The sequence below is a fragment of the Pseudomonas mediterranea CFBP 5447 genome, assembly GCF_000774145.1.
Classification (GTDB): Bacteria; Pseudomonadota; Gammaproteobacteria; order Pseudomonadales; family Pseudomonadaceae; genus Aquipseudomonas; species Aquipseudomonas mediterranea.
On record NZ_KN322986.1, the window covers coordinates 248,498 to 265,538 of the forward strand.

Here is a 17,041-nt window from a genome sequence, read left to right on the forward strand (position 1 = left end):
TCAGCGCACACAGATGTGTGAGCACCTGAAATCCAATGTGGGAGCGAGCCTGCCCGGTCTTACTGAAACGCCCCACGCTTCTGCGCATTGCGAATCGAAACCTGATCGTTCAGCGTCCAGAAGTCATACAGCACCCCCAGGAAGAACACCCCGCCCGTCAGCAGGTAGATGATCCCGCTGAGCCATTTGCCCTGATACATCCGGTGTACGCCGAACACCCCGAGAAACGTCAACAGGATCCACGCCACGGTGTATTCGATGGGGCCTGGGGTGAAGCGCAGGTCCGCTTCGCGGTCCATGGCAGGGATCAGGAACAGGTCGATCAGCCAGCCGATGCCCAGCAGGCCGAAGGTGAAGAACCAGATCGTGCCGGTGACCGGCTTGCCATAGTAGAAACGATGCGCGCCGGTGAAACCGAAAATCCACAGCAGATACCCGATGATTTTGCTGTGGGTATCGTGTGGGGCGTCCAGCTGATAGCTGTTCATGAATGACCTCTTTTGCCTCGATAGATAAATTTGTTCGGACCTTTTGTGACTTTTGTGTGTCTTGCCGACAAGCGGTTCTCGACACATTGAGCGCGGCAAAGCCCCCGTAAACCGGGGCCTGCGTCGGACAATCGGGCCAAAGTGCCGCAATTTTGCGGGCAGCGCGCAGGATTTCGAATCGACAAACGGCCTCGGAATCAGCAAAAAAGCTGTTATAAAGTTGCGCGCTAACCTTTAAGAGCCCTGCCTAATGCGTCCATTTTTCAAGACATGGCTGACTATTTGCCTATTATTGCCACTGGCCGCCCACGCCACCAATCGTGAGCAACGTCTTCCCAACGTCAACGGCTACACCCCGAAATCCCATGTTTCTGCTCCTTCGAGCAAGAACAAGCCAAGCGTCCAGTACACGACCACTGGCAACAGCAAGCTGGTGCCACCCATGGCGACCAAAGCGAGCAGCAACGTATTGAGCCGTGCCGTGAATGTACTGGGCACACCTTATCGTTGGGGCGGCAGCAGTCCAAGTAAAGGCTTCGATTGCAGCGGCCTGGTGAAATACGCTTTCAACGACAGCACTTTCGACCTGCCACGCACTTCGAACGCCATGGCAGCCGGTCACGGTGAGAAAGTCGAGCGCAAGGACCTCAAGCCCGGCGACCTGATTTTCTTCAAGCTCAAGAGCCGCCGGGTCAACCACGTGGCCATCTACCTGGGCAACGACCGTTTCATCCATGCGCCACGTCGCGGCAAGTCGGTGACTATCGACACCCTGAACAAGCCGTACTGGGACACCCACTACGTGGTTGCCAAGCGGGTGTTGCCGAAAGAGCCGGGCGGGATGCGCGTGGTCCAGCGCTGATGATCGTTCCCACGCTCTGCGTGGGAATGCCTCAACGGACGCTCTGCGTTCGGCTCTCAGGGGACGCGAAGCGTCCCGGGCTGCGTTCCCACGCAGAGCGTGGGAACAATCGGAAAACGCCTCAGAAACTATCCGGCGTACGCGCCCGTTCCCGCGCATGTTCACGGCTGATCAAGCCCTTGGTCACCAGATCCTTCAGACACATGTCCAGCGTCTGCATCCCCAGCGAGCCTCCGGTCTGGATCGCCGAGTACATCTGCGCCACTTTGTCTTCGCGGATCAGGTTACGAATCGCCGACGTCCCCAGCATGATTTCATGAGCGGCGACCCGGCCGCCGCCGATCTTCTTGATCAGCGTCTGGGAAATCACCGCCTGCAATGATTCCGACAACATCGAGCGCACCATGGACTTCTCGTCTCCCGGGAACACGTCCACCACCCGGTCGATGGTCTTGGCCGCCGAGGTGGTGTGCAGGGTGCCGAAGACCAGGTGCCCGGTTTCGGCGGCGGTCAGTGCCAGGCGGATGGTTTCCAGGTCGCGCATCTCCCCCACCAGGATCACGTCCGGGTCTTCCCGCAGGGCCGAGCGCAGGGCCGTGGAAAAGCCTTGGGTGTCGCGGTGCACTTCGCGCTGGTTGATCAGGCATTTGCGCGGTTCGTGGACAAACTCGATGGGGTCCTCGATGGTGAGGATGTGGTGGTGCTTATGGGTATTGAGGTAGTCGATCATCGCCGCCAGGGTGGTGGACTTGCCTGAGCCGGTCGGCCCCGTCACCAGCACCAACCCGCGGGGAGCCTCGGTCACTTTGCGAAACACCTCGCCCATGCCCAGCTCGTCCATGGTCAGGACTTTCGACGGAATGGTCCGGAACACCGCCCCCGCGCCGCGATTCTGATTGAACGCGTTGACCCGGAACCGTGCGACCCCGGGTACATCGAAGGAAAAATCGGTTTCCAGAAACTTTTCGTAATCTACCCGTTGCCGGTCGTTCATGATGTCGTAGATCAGTTCATGAACCTGTTTGTGGTCCAGTGCCGGCAGGTTGATCCGCCGCACATCGCCATCAACCCGGATCATCGGCGGCAACCCGGCAGACAGGTGCAGGTCCGAAGCCCCCTGTTTGGCGCTGAACGCCAGCAGTTCAGTGATATCCATAGCGCTCCTCAATTCCAGTAGAATGCCGCGAACCTCAGACCGCTGGCGCTTCTTTATGTCCACGATAGCAGACAACATCGCTCAGGTTAGATCGCGCATCCGCGCTGCGGAGCAAGCCGCCCACCGCGCCGTAGACAGTGTGCAACTGCTGGCAGTGAGCAAGACCAAGCCCGCCCAGGCCCTGCGTGAAGCCTATGCCGCCGGCCTGCGGGACTTCGGTGAGAACTATCTGCAAGAGGCCTTGAGTAAACAGGCCGAACTCACCGACCTGCCCTTGATCTGGCACTTCATCGGCCCCATTCAATCGAACAAGACCCGCGCTATCGCCGAACATTTCGACTGGGTGCACTCCGTGGACCGCTTGAAGATTGCCCAACGCCTGTCCGAGCAGCGTCCGGATGGTTTGCCGCCGCTGAACATCTGCATTCAAGTCAACGTCAGTGGGGAAGCCAGCAAATCCGGTTGCACACCGGAGGATCTGCCGGCCCTGGCCGAGGCCATTGGCGCGTTGCCACGCCTGACGCTACGCGGGCTCATGGCAATCCCCGAGCCGACCGAAGAACGCGTCGCCCAGGACGCAGCCTTCGCTGCCGTCCAACGCTTGCAAGCCGGCCTGGCCTTGCCGCTGGACACGCTGTCCATGGGCATGAGCCACGACCTCGAATCCGCCATTGCCCAGGGCGCCACCTGGGTCAGGATCGGTACCGCCCTGTTTGGTGCTCGCGACTACAGCGGGAACCAGCCGTAAGCCATGCCGACTCAACTCTTCAATCAAGGACCTGTCATGAGCAACACGCGTATTGCCTTTATCGGCGCCGGCAACATGGCCGCCAGCCTGATCGGTGGCCTGCGGGCCAAGGGCCTGGACGCTGCGCAGATCCGCGCCAGCGATCCGGGGGTCGATACCCGGACCCGGGTGAGCAGCGAGCACGGCATCGAGACCTTTGCCGACAATGCACAAGCCATCGATGGCGCCGACGTCGTCGTGCTGGCGGTCAAGCCGCAAGCGATGAAAGCCGTGTGCGAAGCCCTTCGCCCAAGCCTCAAGCCCCATCAACTGGTGGTGTCGATTGCCGCTGGCATCACCTGCGCCAGCATGAACAAGTGGCTCGGCGAGCAGCCCATCGTGCGTTGCATGCCCAACACCCCGGCGCTGTTGCGCCAGGGCGTCAGCGGCCTGTTCGCCACCCCACAGGTCAGCGCCGCACAGCGCCAGCAGGCTGAGGAGCTGCTGTCGGCCGTCGGCCTGGCGTTGTGGCTGGAGACCGAGGAGCAACTGGACGCGGTCACCGCCGTTTCCGGTTCAGGCCCGGCGTACTTCTTCCTGCTGATCGAAGCCATGACCGCCGCCGGCGAAAAACTGGGCCTGCCCCGTGAAATTGCCGCGAAGCTGACCTTGCAGACGGCCCTCGGCGCAGCCCACATGGCGACCTCAAGCGACGTCGATGCGGCTGAGCTGCGCCGGCGCGTGACCTCGCCGGCCGGCACCACCGAAGCCGCCATCAAATCGTTCCAGGCCGGGGGGTTCGAAGCCCTGGTGGAAAAAGCACTCGGCGCCGCCGCGCACCGCTCGGCCGAAATGGCCGAACAATTGGGCCAATAAGGAGCCATTCATGATTGGATTGAACACCGCAGCGGTCTACGTGCTGCAAACCCTCGGCAGCCTGTACCTGCTGATCGTGCTGATGCGTTTCGTGCTGCAACTGGTGCGCGCCAATTTCTACAACCCGCTGTGCCAGTTCGTCGTCAAGGCCACCCAGCCGCTGCTCAAGCCCCTGCGCCGGATCATCCCGAGCCTGTTCGGCCTGGACATGTCGTCGCTGGTGCTGGCAATTCTCGTGCAAATGGCCCTGATGGCCTTGACCCTGCTGCTGACCTACGGCACCACCGGCAACCCGCTGCAACTGCTGATCTGGTCGATCATCGGCGTGACCGCGCTGTTCCTGAAGATTTTCTTCTTCGCCCTGATCGTCAGTGTGATCCTCTCCTGGGTCGCCCCGGGCAGTCACAACCCGGGCGCCGAACTGGTGAACCAGATCTGCGAGCCGGCCCTGGCCCCATTCCGTCGCATCGTACCGAACCTCGGCGGCCTGGATATCTCGCCGATCCTGGCGTTCATGGTGCTCAAGCTGCTCGACATGCTGGTGATCAACAACCTCGCGGCCATGACCATGATGCCGGATATCCTGCGCGTCCTGATCTGACCTGACCCTGTGGCCTGATCGTTCCCACGCTCTGCGTGGGAATGCTGCCAAGGACGCTCCGCGTTCTGCCTTGGGGTGACGCTGAGCGTCAGGGGATGCATTCCCACGCAGAGCGTGGGAACGATCGGCGTCAGTCGACGATTTCCTTGGTTGCCGCTAACCCCAGCGGTCTTTAGACTTACGCCTCATTTCAACGAGAGCAGGGTCGATGCCAGCTGCCTTTCCCCCCGATTCCGTTGGTCTGGTGACGCCGCAAATGGCGCATTTCAGCGAGCCCCTGGCCCTGGCCTGCGGTCGTTCGTTGCCAGCCTATGACCTGATCTACGAAACCTACGGCACGCTCAACGCCACGGCGAGCAATGCCGTGCTGATCTGCCACGCCTTGTCGGGGCATCACCATGCCGCCGGCTACCACAGCGTCGACGACCGCAAGCCCGGCTGGTGGGACAGTTGCATCGGCCCCGGCAAGCCGATCGACACCAACCGGTTCTTCGTGGTCAGCCTGAACAACCTCGGCGGCTGCAACGGTTCCACCGGCCCCAGCAGCCTCAACCCGGACACCGGCAAGCCGTTCGGCGCCGATTTCCCGGTGCTGACCGTGGAAGACTGGGTCCACAGCCAGGCCCGTCTGGCCGACCGTCTCGGCATCGGCCAATGGGCGGCGGTGATCGGTGGCAGCCTGGGCGGCATGCAGGCCCTGCAATGGACCATCACCTACCCGGACCGCGTGCGCCATTGCCTGGCAATCGCCTCCGCGCCCAAGCTGTCGGCGCAGAACATCGCCTTCAACGAAGTGGCGCGCCAGGCGATCCTCACCGACCCGGAATTCCACGGCGGTTCGTTCCAGGAGCACGGCGTGATCCCCAAGCGCGGGCTGATGCTGGCGCGGATGGTCGGGCACATCACCTACCTGTCCGACGATTCCATGGGCGAGAAATTCGGCCGTGGCCTCAAGAGCGAAAAGCTCAACTACGACTTCCACAGCGTCGAGTTTCAGGTAGAAAGCTACCTGCGTTACCAGGGTGAGGAATTCTCCGGGCGCTTCGACGCCAATACCTACCTGCTGATGACCAAGGCCCTGGACTATTTCGATCCGGCGGCGAACTTCGACGATGACCTGGCGAAAACCTTCGCCAACGCCACTGCCAGGTTCTGCGTCATGTCGTTCACCACCGACTGGCGCTTCTCCCCGGCGCGCTCGCGGGAGCTGGTGGACGCGCTGATGGCCGCGCGCAAGGACGTCTGCTACCTGGAAATCGACGCGCCCCAGGGCCACGACGCCTTTCTGATTCCGATCCCGCGCTACCTGCAGGCGTTCGGCAACTACATGAACCGTATTACGCTGTGAGGACGCCATGAGAGCCGATCTGGACATCATCCAGGAATGGATCCCCGCCGGCAGCCGCGTGCTCGACCTGGGCTGCGGCAACGGCGAACTGCTGACCTGGCTGCGGGACAACAAGCAGGTCACCGGCTACGGCCTGGAAAACGACCCGGACAACATCGCCGAGTGCGTCGCCAAGGGCATCAACGTCATCGAACAGGACCTGGACAAGGGCCTGGGCAACTTCGCCAGCAACAGCTTCGACATCGTGGTCATGACCCAGGCCCTGCAAGCGGTGCACTACCCGGACAGGATCCTCGACGAGATGCTCCGGGTCGGACGCCAGTGCATCATCACCTTCCCCAACTTCGGGCACTGGCGCTGCCGTTGGTACCTGGCGAGCAAGGGCCGCATGCCGGTGTCGGAATTCCTGCCCTACACCTGGTACAACACGCCGAACATCCACTTCTGCACCTTCGAGGATTTCGAAGCGTTGTGCCGCGAACGCCAGGCCAAGGTCATCGACCGCCTGGCGGTGGACCAGCAGCACCGCCACGGGTGGGCCAGCAAGCTATGGCCTAATCTATTAGGTGAAATAGGCATCTATCGGGTCAGCAGCCCAGGCCTTGCCGATCATCAGGTCGCCGTGTGAACCCCGACCCTGTCTCCAGGAGCACAACATGAAACGTTTCGCGTTGTTCCTCGTCACCGCTTGCCTCTGCGCCGGCGCCATAGCCGCCGACGCCATCAAGGCCGAGCGCAAGGAAGTATTCGGTGACGTCACCGTGCACTACAACACCTTCAATTCCACCTACCTGACAGCGGATATCGCCAAGGCCGCCGAACTGGTCCGCAGCAAGAACCAGGGCGTGATCAATGTGTCGGTGATCAAGGACGGCAAGCCGTTGATGGCCCAGGTCAGCGGCACGATCAAGGACCTGACCAGCAAGACGGTCCCCTTGGTATTCCGCCAGGTCATCGAACAAGGCGCGATCTACTACATCGCCCAGTATCCGGTAGAACAGCAGGAAACCCGCACCTTCGAAATCAAGGTGCAGACGGGCGACAAGGTCAACACCCTCAACTTCAACCAGGAACTGTTCCCGGCCGAATGATGAACCTTACCCAACTCGTACTCGCCAGCCATAACGCCGGCAAACTCAAGGAACTCCAGGCCATGCTCGGCGGATCGGTGCAACTGCGCTCGATTGGCGAGTTCAGCCAGGTGGAACCGGAAGAAACCGGCCTGTCGTTCGTCGAGAACGCGATTCTCAAAGCCCGTAACGCCGCGCGCATCTCCGGCCTGCCGGCGCTGGCCGACGATTCCGGGTTGGCGGTGGATTTCCTCGGCGGCGCGCCGGGTATCTACTCGGCCCGTTATGCCGACGGCAAAGGTGACGCGGCGAACAACACCAAGCTGCTGGAAGCTCTCAAGGACGTGCCTGAAGCCGAACGTGGCGCACAGTTCGTTTGCGTCCTGGCGCTGGTGCGTCATGCCGATGATCCGCTGCCGATCCTTTGCGAAGGGCTGTGGCAGGGGCGCATTCTCACCGAAGCCAGCGGCGAGCACGGCTTCGGCTATGATCCGCTGTTCTGGGTACCGGAGCGCAACTGTTCCAGTGCCGAGCTGGGCCCGGTGGAAAAGAACCAACTGAGCCACCGCGCCCGCGCCATGGCCCTGCTGCGCCAACGCCTGGGCCTGCAATGAACAACGACTCTCCCGCGCCGCTGATTCATGGCGGCGCACACACGCCGCGGGCGCCGCTGCCGGTGTTGCCGCCCCTGGCGTTGTACGTCCACATCCCGTGGTGCGTACGCAAATGCCCGTATTGCGATTTCAACTCTCACGCCGCCAGCCCACAGCTGCCGGAAGAAGCGTACGTCGACGCGTTGCTGGCCGACCTCGACCAGGACCTGCACGGGACATATGGCCGCAAACTGAGCTCGATCTTCTTCGGCGGCGGCACCCCTAGCCTGTTCAGCGCCCAGGCCCTGGGTCGGCTGCTCGAGGGTGTCGAGGCGCGGATAGCCTTCGCCGACGATATCGAAATCACCCTGGAGGCCAACCCGGGTACCTTCGAGCAAGAGAAGTTCGTGGCTTACCGGGCCTTGGGCATCAATCGCCTGTCCATCGGCATCCAGAGCTTCCAGCAGGCCAAGCTCGAAGCCCTGGGCCGGATCCATAACGGTGACGAAGCGGTACGCGCCGCCGACATGGCGCGCCGGGCCGGGTTCGATAATTTCAACCTGGACCTGATGCACGGCCTGCCCGACCAGTCCCTCGACGATGCCTTGAGCGACCTGCGTCAGGCCATCGCCCTGAAACCGACCCATCTCTCCTGGTATCAGCTGACGCTGGAGCCGAACACGGTGTTCTGGAACCAGCCACCAACGTTGCCGGAAGACGACACGTTGTGGGACATCCAGGAAGCCGGACAAGCGCTGCTGGCCGAGCACGGCTACGCCCAATACGAAGTGTCGGCCTACGCCCAACCGGGTCGGGCGGCACGGCATAACCTCAATTACTGGAGCTTCGGTGACTTCATCGGCATCGGCGCCGGCGCCCATGGCAAGCTCAGCCATCCGGACGGGCGCATCCTGCGCACGTGGAAGACCCGCTTGCCCAAGGACTACCTCAACCCGGCCAAGCGCTTCCTGGCCGGCGAGAAAACCCTGGCTAACGAAGAGCTGCCGTTCGAATTCCTGATGAACGCCCTGCGCCTGACCGAAGGGGTGGAAGCGCGGCTATACCCGGAACGCACCGGCCTGCCCCTGCAAAGCCTGGCCGAAGGTCGCCGCGAAGCCGAACAAAGCGGGTTGTTGCAGGTCGAACCGTCACGTCTGGCGGCCACCGAGCGCGGCCAGCTGTTTCTCAATGACTTGCTGCAGAAATTTCTGAGCTGATCAACACAAGGAAATCGAATGGATCTGGTACTCGACCTGCTCGCCACCGTGTCCCGCTGGAGCCGCAACAACCTGTCGGAAATCTCCCTGGCACTGGTCGGTTGCCTGCTGGTGCTGTTCGGCGCAGACATCAAGGCCTGGGTCGAACAACGCCTGGGCAGCATCGCCGGCGCGTTGCGCGTCCCGCTGATCGCCCTGCTGTGCATGATCGGCAGCGGCGCGGCACTGATCTACGCCACGCCGTGGGTGGTGCGGGGGCTGAGCCAGTTCAACAACTACAGCCTGGCGCCGGTGCTGTTGGTGGTGCTGGTATTGATCGGGGTGGTGGCGGACCGTCGCTGACCTTCGTAGCGCCCTGAAACAACTGTGGGAGCGAACCTCTGTGGGAGCAAGGCTTGCCCGCGATACATACGACCCGGATTCAGTTTGATACCGAGGCGCTGCTATCGCGGGCAAGCCTTGCTCCCACAAAGCTCTCTCCCACAATTATGGCTTACGCCAACTTCTCGAACTTCAGATCCCAGACCCCATGCCCAAGCCGCTCGCCACGGCGTTCGAACTTGGTAATCGGCCGTTCGGCCGGGCGCGGTACGTACTTGCCGTCTTCGGCGAGGTTGCGATAACCCGGGGCGACGTTCATCACTTCCAGCATGTATTCGGCATACGGTTCCCAGTCGGTGGCCATGTGCAGCACACCACCGACCTTCAACTTGCTGCGCACCAGCTCGGCGAACGAAGCCTGGACGATACGGCGCTTGTGGTGACGGCTCTTGTGCCACGGATCCGGGAAGAACAGCATCAGCCGGTCCAGGCTGTTGTCGGCCACGCAACGGTTGAGCACTTCGATGGCGTCGCAATCGTAGACCCGCAGGTTGGTCAGCCCTTGGGTCAGCACGCCATTGAGCAACGCGCCGACACCAGGACGGTGCACTTCCACGCCGATGAAATCCTGCTCCGGCGCAGCGGCGGCCATTTCCAGCAGCGAATGACCCATGCCGAAACCGATTTCCAGCGAGCGCGGGGCCGAGCGGCCAAATACCTGGTCGAAGTCCACCGGCGCATCGGCCAGGGGCAGGACGAACAGAGGGGCGCCCTGCTCCAGGCCGCGCTGCTGGCCTTCGGTCATGCGCCCGGCGCGCATCACGAAACTCTTGATGCGGCGGTGTTGGCGCTCTTCGCCTTCGTCCGGCTGGACAGGCGTGTCGTTCGATTCAGTCATCAATGGCTCTTACTTGATCAGACCATCCAGCGGCGAGGAGGCGCTGGCGTAAAGTTTTTTCGGCATGCGGCCGGCGAGGTAGGCCAGGCGTCCGGCGACAATGGCGTGCTTCATGGCTTCGGCCATCAGGATCGGCTGCTGGGCGTGGGCGATGGCGGAGTTCATCAGCACCGCTTCGCAACCCAGCTCCATGGCGATGGTCGCGTCGGACGCGGTACCGACGCCGGCATCCACCAGCACTGGGATCTTGGCTTCTTCAAGGATGATCTGCAGGTTGTAAGGGTTGCAGATCCCCAGGCCCGTACCGATCAGGCCGGCCAGCGGCATGACCGCGATACAGCCGATTTCCGCCAGTTGCCGGGCGATGATCGGATCGTCGCTGGTGTACACCATGACGTCGAAACCTTCCTTGACCAGGGTTTCGGCGGCCTTGAGGGTTTCGATCACGTTGGGGAACAGGGTCTTCTGGTCGGCCAGCACTTCCAGCTTCACCAGGTTGTGGCCATCGAGCAGCTCACGGGCCAGGCGGCAGGTACGCACGGCTTCGATGGCGTCGAAGCAGCCGGCGGTGTTGGGCAGGATGGTGTAGCGATCCGGCGGCAGGATATCCAGCAGGTTCGGTTCGCCCGGATTCTGGCCGATGTTGGTCCGACGCACCGCGACGGTGACGATCTCGGCGCCCGAAGCCTCGATGGCCAGGCGGGTTTCTTCCATGTCGCGGTATTTGCCGGTGCCTACCAGCAAGCGCGACTGGTAGGTACGACCGGCCAGGACGAAGGGCTTGTCGCTACGAACGATGCTCATGGGAAATCCTCTGTTGGGGTGAGGTTCTTGCGAAATGCTGCGAAACCGCTAGCCGCCGCCTATGGCGTGCACGACTTCAACCTGGTCACCCTCGTTGAGGGCGGTGTCGGCATGCTGGCTGCGCGGGACGATATCCAGATTGAGCTCCACCGCGACACGACGTCCGGTGAGATCCAGACGGGTCAGCAGGGCCGCAACGGTTTCACCGTCGGGCAATTCAAAGGGTTCGCCGTTCAACTGAATGCGCATGCCGGATGCCGCCATCATTTTTAGGGGCTGGCATTCTAGCCCGATCAGCCTGGGCGACCCAAGTCCCTTGGTCAGCTACAAGCTTCAAGCGGCAAGTTGCAGGCGCCAGGCCGCTAGCCCCAGGCAGAGCCAACCGATCAGGAACGCCACACCGCCGAACGGGGTGATGATGCCGAGTTTGCTGATACCGGTCAGGGTGAGCAGGTAGAGGCTGCCGGAGAACAACAGGATACCGATCACGAATGAGATTCCGGCCCAGGTGACGATGCGGCCGGGGATGTGCGTGGCCAGCAGCGCAACGCCGAGCAAGGCCAGGGTGTGCACCAGTTGGTAGGTGACGCCGGTGTGGAAAATCGCCAGGTAATCGGCGCTCAGGCGGTTTTTCAGGCCGTGGGCGGCAAAGGCTCCGAGTGCCACGCCGGTGAAGCCGAAAAAGGCAGCCAGCATCAGAAAGCTACGCAGCATGAGAACTCCAGTCAGACTCGGTGGACAGGGTCTGTATAATGGCCCGCTCGACGGGTTCGGCCAAGCCATCTCTATGCTGCGTACATTGTTTCTACGATTCCTCAAAGCCCTGCTCTGGTTCGCCGTCGGCAGCGTTGTCCTGGTGCTGCTATTGCGCGTGGTGCCACCGCCGTTCACAGCGCTGATGATCGAGCGCAAGGTTGAATCCTGGGTCGACGGCGAACCGATCGACCTGCAACGCACCTGGCAGCCCTGGGACCGGATATCCGACAGCCTCAAGGTCGCGGTGATTGCCGGCGAAGACCAGAAATTCCCCGAGCACTGGGGCTTCGACATCGGCGCGATCCAGGCCGCATTCGCCCATAACGGCCGCGGCGGCTCGATCCGTGGCGCCAGCACCCTCAGCCAGCAAGTCTCGAAGAACCTGTTCCTGTGGTCGGGCCGCAGCTGGCTGCGCAAGGGCTTCGAAGCCTGGTTCACCGCGCTGATCGAAGTGCTCTGGCCGAAGCAGCGGATTCTTGAGGTGTACCTCAACAGCGTGGAGTGGGACAACGGCGTATTCGGTGCCGAAGCCGCAGCGCGACACCACTTTCGCGTGGGTGCCGATGCCTTGTCCCGGCAGCAGGCAAGCCTGCTGGCGGCGGTACTGCCCAACCCACGGAAATGGAGCGCCAGCCGACCAAGCCCTTACGTACTGCGCCGGGCAAGCTGGATACGCCAGCAGATGAGTCAATTGGGGGGCGACAGTTATCTGCTGGGCCTCAATGACTCGCGGCGAGCGCCCTGGGCTCAATAGCCGCCACACCACAGTTTCCTTGTGGGAGCGAGCCTGCTCGCGATGGCGGTGTGTCAGTCAGCAGTCATGTATCAGGTATACCGCTATCGCGAGCAGGCTCGCTCCCACAGGGGATGGTTTGGGCCTGGAATGAAAAACGCCCCGATCATCGCTGATCGAGGCGTTTTTTATTGCCGTTGCGCCGGTCAGGCCGCAATCGACAGCTTGAGCTTGTTCATCGCACTTTTCTCAAGCTGGCGAATCCGTTCCGCCGACACGTTGTACTTCTGCGCCAGGTCGTGCAGCGTGGCCTTTTCCTCCGCCAGCCAGCGCTGGTAGAGAATGTCGCGACTGCGCTCGTCCAGCACTTCCAGTGCTTCGTGCAGGTTGGTGTTGGAGTTGTCGCTCCAGTCGGCGTCTTCCAGCTGACGCGCCGGGTCATACCGGTGGTCTTCCAGGTAGTTGGCCGGCGATTGGAAGGCGCTGTCGTCGTCCGCTTCGGCGGCCGGGTCGAAGGCCATGTCCTGGCCGGTCAGCCGACTTTCCATCTCGCGGACTTCACGAGGCTCCACACCGAGGCTTTCGGCTACCCGATGGACTTCTTCGTTGTTCAACCAGGCCAGACGCTTCTTCTGGCTGCGCAGATTGAAGAACAGCTTGCGCTGGGCCTTGGTGGTCGCGACCTTCACGATGCGCCAGTTGCGCAGGATGAACTCGTGGATTTCCGCCTTGATCCAGTGCACCGCGAACGATACCAGGCGCACACCCATTTCCGGGTTGAAGCGCTTGACCGCCTTCATCAGGCCAACGTTGCCTTCCTGGATCAGGTCGGCCTGGGCCAGCCCGTAGCCGGAATAGCTGCGGGCGATATGTACGACAAAACGCAGGTGGGCGAGCACCATTTGCCGAGCCGCCTCAAGATCCTGCTCATAATAGAGACTCTCGGCCAGTTCACGCTCCTGCTCCGGTGTCAGCAAGGGGATGCTGTTCACCGTGTGCACATAGGCCTCCAGGTTCGCACCCGGGACCAGAGCATACGCAGGTTGCAAAGAAGTGGTCATACGAAAAAACCTCCGACTCACATAACTCGTGCAGTTCAGCACTGCGAAAATTGACCGGGAACCATAGGACAAGTTCCCACAAAAACTGAAAGGTCAATACGCGCAAAATGACTCTATTTTGGCGCAAGCTCACGCAAGTGGCGTGCGACCGCAATCCATGCACCGATATAACCCAACAGCACCGCGCCAAGCAAGAGCGACAGACCGTCGGCGACTGGCACTCCGGCCAGCGCGAAATCACTGCCGTACAAACCGGCCAGTCCCACTACCGCATCGTTCAGCCAGTCCAGGCCGAACGCCAATACACCCCAGGACAGGATCCCGGCACCGAAGCCATACAACGCGCCCATATAAAGGAAGGGCCTGCGCACATAACTGTCCGTACCGCCGACGAGTTTAATCACTTCTATCTCGGTGCGGCGGTTTTCAATATGAAGACGAATGGTATTGCCTATCACCAAAAGTAATGCAGACACCAGCAGCACCGTCAGACCGAAGACAAACCGGTCGCCGAGCTTGAGGATCGCCGCAAGACGCTCGACCCAGACTAGATCAAGTTGTGCCTGTTGTACCTTCGGCAATTCGGAAAGTCTTTGTCTTAATGCTTCAAGAGTCGGCTTGTCGACTTCCTTCGGCGTTACCAGCACCACGCCCGGCAACGGGTTTTCCGGAAGTTCCTTGAGCGCCTCGCCCAGGCCGGACTGCTGCTGGAACTCTTCGAGCGCCTGATCGCGGCCGATGTATTCGGCATCGGCCACGCCCGGCATGGCTTTGATCTGCTCGCGCAATGCCTGGCCTTCGCCCGGCGTCGCCTCCAATTGCAGGTACAGGGAAATCTGCGCCGCGCGCTGCCAGGAACCTCCCAGGCGCTCCACGTTATTCAGCAGTAATGACAGCCCCATCGGCAGGCTCAGGGCGACCGCCATGACCATACAGGTGAAGAAACTGCCGATCGGCTGCTTGCCCAGGCGCCGCAAGCTGTCGAGCAGGCTGGCGCGATGACTTTCGATCCAGGCATGCAGCAGCGTGCCGAAGTCCGGGCCGTCTTCCTCGTCGCGTTTTTTCTTTTGCGGTTGCGGGTCGGAGGCCTTGGGGGCCACGCGCTCGGCCACTTTCGGGCTGCGGGTTGCGCTCATACGCCAGCCTCCCCGTCACCGATCAAACGACCGCGCTGCAACGTAAGCATGCGGTGGCGCATGCGTGCGATCAGGGCCAGGTCGTGACTGGCGATCAGTACGCTGGTGCCCAAACGGTTGATGTCTTCGAATACGCCCATGATTTCCGCCGCCAGACGCGGGTCGAGGTTACCGGTGGGTTCGTCCGCCAGCAGCAAGGCCGGGCGGTGAACGATGGCGCGGGCGATGCCGACGCGCTGTTGCTGGCCGGTGGACAGGTCGCCCGGGTACAGGTCGGTCTTGTCCGACAGGGCCACCCGCTCCAGGGCCGAATCCACCCGTTTGTTGATTTCGGCCTTGGACAGGCCAAGGATCTGCAAGGGCAACGCCACGTTGTTGAACACGGTGCGATCGAACAGCAACTGGTGATTCTGGAACACCACGCCGATCTGCCGCCGCAGGTAAGGGATCTGGGCATTGCTGATGGTGCTCAGGTCCTGGCCGGCCAGCAGCAACTTGCCGGTGGTGGGCCGCTCCATCGCCAGCAGCAGGCGCAGCAATGTGCTTTTACCGGCGCCGGAATGGCCGGTGACAAACAGAAACTCACCCCGACGCACTCGAAAGCTCAGCTCATGCAAGCCGACGTGACCGTTCGGATAGCGTTTACCGACCTGTTCGAAACGAATCATGAATGCTCCCGCTCGGCAAACAGTGCCTGGACAAAGGGCTCGGCTTCAAAGGTACGCAAGTCGTCGATGCCTTCGCCCACGCCGATGTAGCGGATGGGCAGGCCGAACTGCTTGGCCAGGGCGAAGATCACCCCGCCCTTGGCGGTGCCGTCGAGCTTGGTCAGGGCCAGCCCGGTCAGCTCGACGGTCTGGTTGAATTGCCTGGCCTGGTTGATGGCGTTCTGGCCGGTACCGGCGTCCAGCACCAGCAGCACTTCGTGGGGCGCGTCGGCATCGAGCTTGCCGATTACCCGGCGAACCTTCTTCAACTCTTCCATCAGGTTGTCTTTGGTGTGCAGGCGACCGGCCGTGTCGGCGATCAGCACGTCGATGCCACGGGCCTTGGCGGCCTGCACGGCGTCGAAGATCACCGACGCTGAATCGGCACCGGTGTGCTGGGCTATCACCGGGATCTTGTTGCGCTCGCCCCACACTTGCAACTGCTCCACGGCAGCGGCGCGGAAAGTATCGCCGGCGGCCAGCATGACCTTCTTGCCTTCAAGTTGCAGTTTCTTCGCCAGCTTGCCGATGGTGGTGGTCTTGCCGGCGCCATTGACGCCGACCACCAGGATCACGAACGGCTTGTTCTGCGAAGCGATCACCAGCGGCTGCTCCACCGGCTTGAGCAGGTTGCCCAGTTCGGCTTGCAGGGATTTGTACAGCGCGTCGGCATCGGTCAATTGCTTGCGCGCGACCTTCTGGGTCAGGCTCTGGATGATCACCGACGTCGCCTCGACGCCGACATCGGCGGTCAGCAGGCGGGTTTCGAGGTCATCCAGCAATTCGTCGTCGATGACTTTCTTGCCCAGGAACAGGCTGGCCATGCCTTCACCAATGCTGGCGCTGGTCTTGGACAGGCCTTGCTTGAGACGGGCGAAGAAACCGACCTTGCCGGGTTCGGAGGAAGGCTTAGGCGCGACGACAGGCGGTGTATCGACCACGACTGGCGTCGCCTCGACGACAGGCTCCGCAACCGGTTGCGGCGGGGCTGGAATCGGCGGCGTGACATGGGGAGCCTGTGCGTCCTCGACCAATGCCACCGGCTCTTCCGCCACCGGCAGGGTCGGCCAGGGGCTCTGCCCGACGGGAGGCGTCAACGGCTGCTCGACCGCCGGTGCCGCGGGCTCAGGCTCGGCCGGTTGCAGCACCGGTTCGGCCAGCGGCAGAACGATCGGTGCAGCGTCTTCGGCCACCGTCCCGGCGGCAGGTTCAGCGGCAGGCTCGGGCAGCGGTTGCGGCTGCTCGACGACGGTTTCCTGCGGCTTCTTGCGCAGCCATCCGAACAGGCCTTTTTTCTCGCCAGCTTCAGCTGGGGTCTTCTTGTCGTCGTTGGAACCAAACATGGAGGACGGCTATCTCACGGTAGCGACGCGCCACGAGGGCGCCTCGGTGATGAATATTCGATGCTGAACAGACTGCGTTTCATCCAGCTTGTTCACGCGCAACAGATTGTCGAAATGTCCCAAGGACACCTCATCGTCGATTTTTTCGAAGGACTGGCAAGGCATCGTCGGCGAAAACGCAGGGATCCACGGAAAAAACCGACGCTTCTGCGCAAAACCCGGACAACCCCGGGCCGATAAAAGGCCCGATAGGCGTGGCCGCCAGTAAAACGGATCAGTATCCTAGCACCCTCTCGCCCGCCGACGCTAAGACCTAGCGGGCAGCCCAACAGGTTTAAACACGA

The 17,041-nt window shown here is 62.0% G+C and carries 21 protein-coding genes; 11 read left to right on the forward strand and 10 right to left on the reverse strand.

The features are described 5' to 3' along the window. Positions 1-59: 59 nt before the first annotated feature. Positions 60-488 (reverse strand): NINE protein, encoded by a 429-nt coding sequence (locus N005_RS17950; RefSeq protein WP_047702443.1) that lies wholly within the window; start codon positions 486-488, stop codon positions 60-62. A gap of 250 nt (positions 489-738) precedes the next feature. Here N005_RS17950 and N005_RS17955 point away from each other — a divergent pair, with 250 nt between their 5' ends. Next, entirely contained in the window at positions 739-1,350 is a 612-nt protein-coding gene (locus N005_RS17955) for a C40 family peptidase (protein ID WP_047702444.1), read from the forward strand. 121 nt (positions 1,351-1,471) lie between these two features. Here the strand turns inward: N005_RS17955 and N005_RS17960 are convergent, their stop codons facing one another. Continuing rightward, a complete protein-coding gene (locus N005_RS17960; RefSeq protein WP_047702445.1) occupies positions 1,472-2,506 on the reverse strand; it encodes a type IV pilus twitching motility protein PilT in 1,035 nt (344 codons plus the stop codon). Positions 2,507-2,561: 55 nt separating this feature from the next. Between N005_RS17960 and N005_RS17965 the strand changes: the two genes are divergently transcribed. From N005_RS17965 to N005_RS18005, 9 genes are all read left to right on the forward strand, one after another. Beyond that, entirely contained in the window at positions 2,562-3,254 is a 693-nt protein-coding gene (locus N005_RS17965) for a YggS family pyridoxal phosphate-dependent enzyme (protein ID WP_047702446.1), read from the forward strand. Between the two features lie 36 nt (positions 3,255-3,290). Then, complete coding sequence (gene proC / locus N005_RS17970; RefSeq protein ID WP_047702447.1) at positions 3,291-4,109, forward strand: pyrroline-5-carboxylate reductase; 819 nt, start codon at positions 3,291-3,293, stop codon at positions 4,107-4,109. 10 nt (positions 4,110-4,119) lie between these two features. Continuing rightward, positions 4,120-4,710: a YggT family protein gene (locus N005_RS17975; RefSeq protein ID WP_047702448.1), complete on the forward strand. Its 591-nt coding sequence runs from the start codon at positions 4,120-4,122 to the stop codon at positions 4,708-4,710. 208 nt (positions 4,711-4,918) lie between these two features. Next, positions 4,919-6,058: a homoserine O-succinyltransferase MetX gene (metX, locus tag N005_RS17980; RefSeq protein WP_047702449.1), complete on the forward strand. Its 1,140-nt coding sequence runs from the start codon at positions 4,919-4,921 to the stop codon at positions 6,056-6,058. A 7-nt stretch (positions 6,059-6,065) separates the two neighbouring features. Continuing rightward, positions 6,066-6,686, forward strand: coding sequence for a methionine biosynthesis protein MetW (metW, locus tag N005_RS17985; RefSeq protein ID WP_041023980.1), 621 nt, complete (start codon positions 6,066-6,068; stop codon positions 6,684-6,686). A gap of 28 nt (positions 6,687-6,714) precedes the next feature. Continuing rightward, positions 6,715-7,149 carry a DUF4426 domain-containing protein gene (locus N005_RS17990; protein ID WP_047702450.1) on the forward strand — a complete coding sequence of 145 codons (435 nt, stop codon included), beginning with the start codon at positions 6,715-6,717 and terminating at the stop codon, positions 7,147-7,149. Then, complete coding sequence (gene rdgB, locus N005_RS17995) at positions 7,146-7,742, forward strand: RdgB/HAM1 family non-canonical purine NTP pyrophosphatase (protein ID WP_047702451.1); 597 nt, start codon at positions 7,146-7,148, stop codon at positions 7,740-7,742. Before N005_RS17990 ends, rdgB begins: the two co-directional genes overlap by 4 nt. Further along, complete coding sequence (hemW, locus tag N005_RS18000) at positions 7,739-8,938, forward strand: radical SAM family heme chaperone HemW (RefSeq protein WP_047702452.1); 1,200 nt, start codon at positions 7,739-7,741, stop codon at positions 8,936-8,938. Before rdgB ends, hemW begins: the two co-directional genes overlap by 4 nt. A gap of 18 nt (positions 8,939-8,956) precedes the next feature. After that, positions 8,957-9,280 carry a DUF3392 domain-containing protein gene (locus N005_RS18005; RefSeq protein WP_047702453.1) on the forward strand — a complete coding sequence of 108 codons (324 nt, stop codon included), beginning with the start codon at positions 8,957-8,959 and terminating at the stop codon, positions 9,278-9,280. A 151-nt stretch (positions 9,281-9,431) separates the two neighbouring features. Here N005_RS18005 and trmB read toward each other — a convergent pair whose 3' ends face one another. The 4 genes from trmB to N005_RS18025 form a co-directional block, all read right to left on the reverse strand. Then, positions 9,432-10,157, reverse strand: a complete 726-nt coding sequence (trmB, locus tag N005_RS18010) for a tRNA (guanosine(46)-N7)-methyltransferase TrmB (RefSeq protein WP_047702454.1) — start codon at positions 10,155-10,157, stop codon at positions 9,432-9,434. 9 nt (positions 10,158-10,166) lie between these two features. Continuing rightward, on the reverse strand, positions 10,167-10,961 hold the full coding sequence (locus N005_RS18015; protein ID WP_003177480.1) for a thiazole synthase: 795 nt from the start codon (positions 10,959-10,961) through the stop codon (positions 10,167-10,169). A 48-nt stretch (positions 10,962-11,009) separates the two neighbouring features. Next, complete coding sequence (thiS, locus tag N005_RS18020; protein ID WP_024778903.1) at positions 11,010-11,210, reverse strand: sulfur carrier protein ThiS; 201 nt, start codon at positions 11,208-11,210, stop codon at positions 11,010-11,012. A gap of 84 nt (positions 11,211-11,294) precedes the next feature. Then, on the reverse strand, positions 11,295-11,675 hold the full coding sequence (locus tag N005_RS18025) for a DUF423 domain-containing protein (protein WP_047702455.1): 381 nt from the start codon (positions 11,673-11,675) through the stop codon (positions 11,295-11,297). A 73-nt stretch (positions 11,676-11,748) separates the two neighbouring features. Here N005_RS18025 and mtgA point away from each other — a divergent pair, with 73 nt between their 5' ends. After that, positions 11,749-12,471 carry a monofunctional biosynthetic peptidoglycan transglycosylase gene (gene mtgA / locus N005_RS18030; RefSeq protein ID WP_047702456.1) on the forward strand — a complete coding sequence of 241 codons (723 nt, stop codon included), beginning with the start codon at positions 11,749-11,751 and terminating at the stop codon, positions 12,469-12,471. 185 nt (positions 12,472-12,656) lie between these two features. Here the strand turns inward: mtgA and rpoH are convergent, their stop codons facing one another. The 4 genes from rpoH to ftsY all read right to left on the reverse strand — a co-directional run bounded on the left by rpoH (position 12,657) and on the right by ftsY (position 16,697). Continuing rightward, complete coding sequence (rpoH, locus tag N005_RS18035; RefSeq protein WP_024778906.1) at positions 12,657-13,511, reverse strand: RNA polymerase sigma factor RpoH; 855 nt, start codon at positions 13,509-13,511, stop codon at positions 12,657-12,659. Positions 13,512-13,624: 113 nt separating this feature from the next. Beyond that, positions 13,625-14,647, reverse strand: a complete 1,023-nt coding sequence (ftsX, locus tag N005_RS18040; protein WP_047702457.1) for a permease-like cell division protein FtsX — start codon at positions 14,645-14,647, stop codon at positions 13,625-13,627. Next, positions 14,644-15,315, reverse strand: coding sequence for a cell division ATP-binding protein FtsE (gene ftsE / locus N005_RS18045; protein ID WP_024778908.1), 672 nt, complete (start codon positions 15,313-15,315; stop codon positions 14,644-14,646). Before ftsE ends, ftsX begins: the two co-directional genes overlap by 4 nt. Next, entirely contained in the window at positions 15,312-16,697 is a 1,386-nt protein-coding gene (ftsY, locus tag N005_RS18050) for a signal recognition particle-docking protein FtsY (RefSeq protein ID WP_047702458.1), read from the reverse strand. The genes ftsE and ftsY overlap by 4 nt, the downstream gene beginning before the upstream one ends. Between the last annotated feature and the right edge of the window lie 344 nt (positions 16,698-17,041).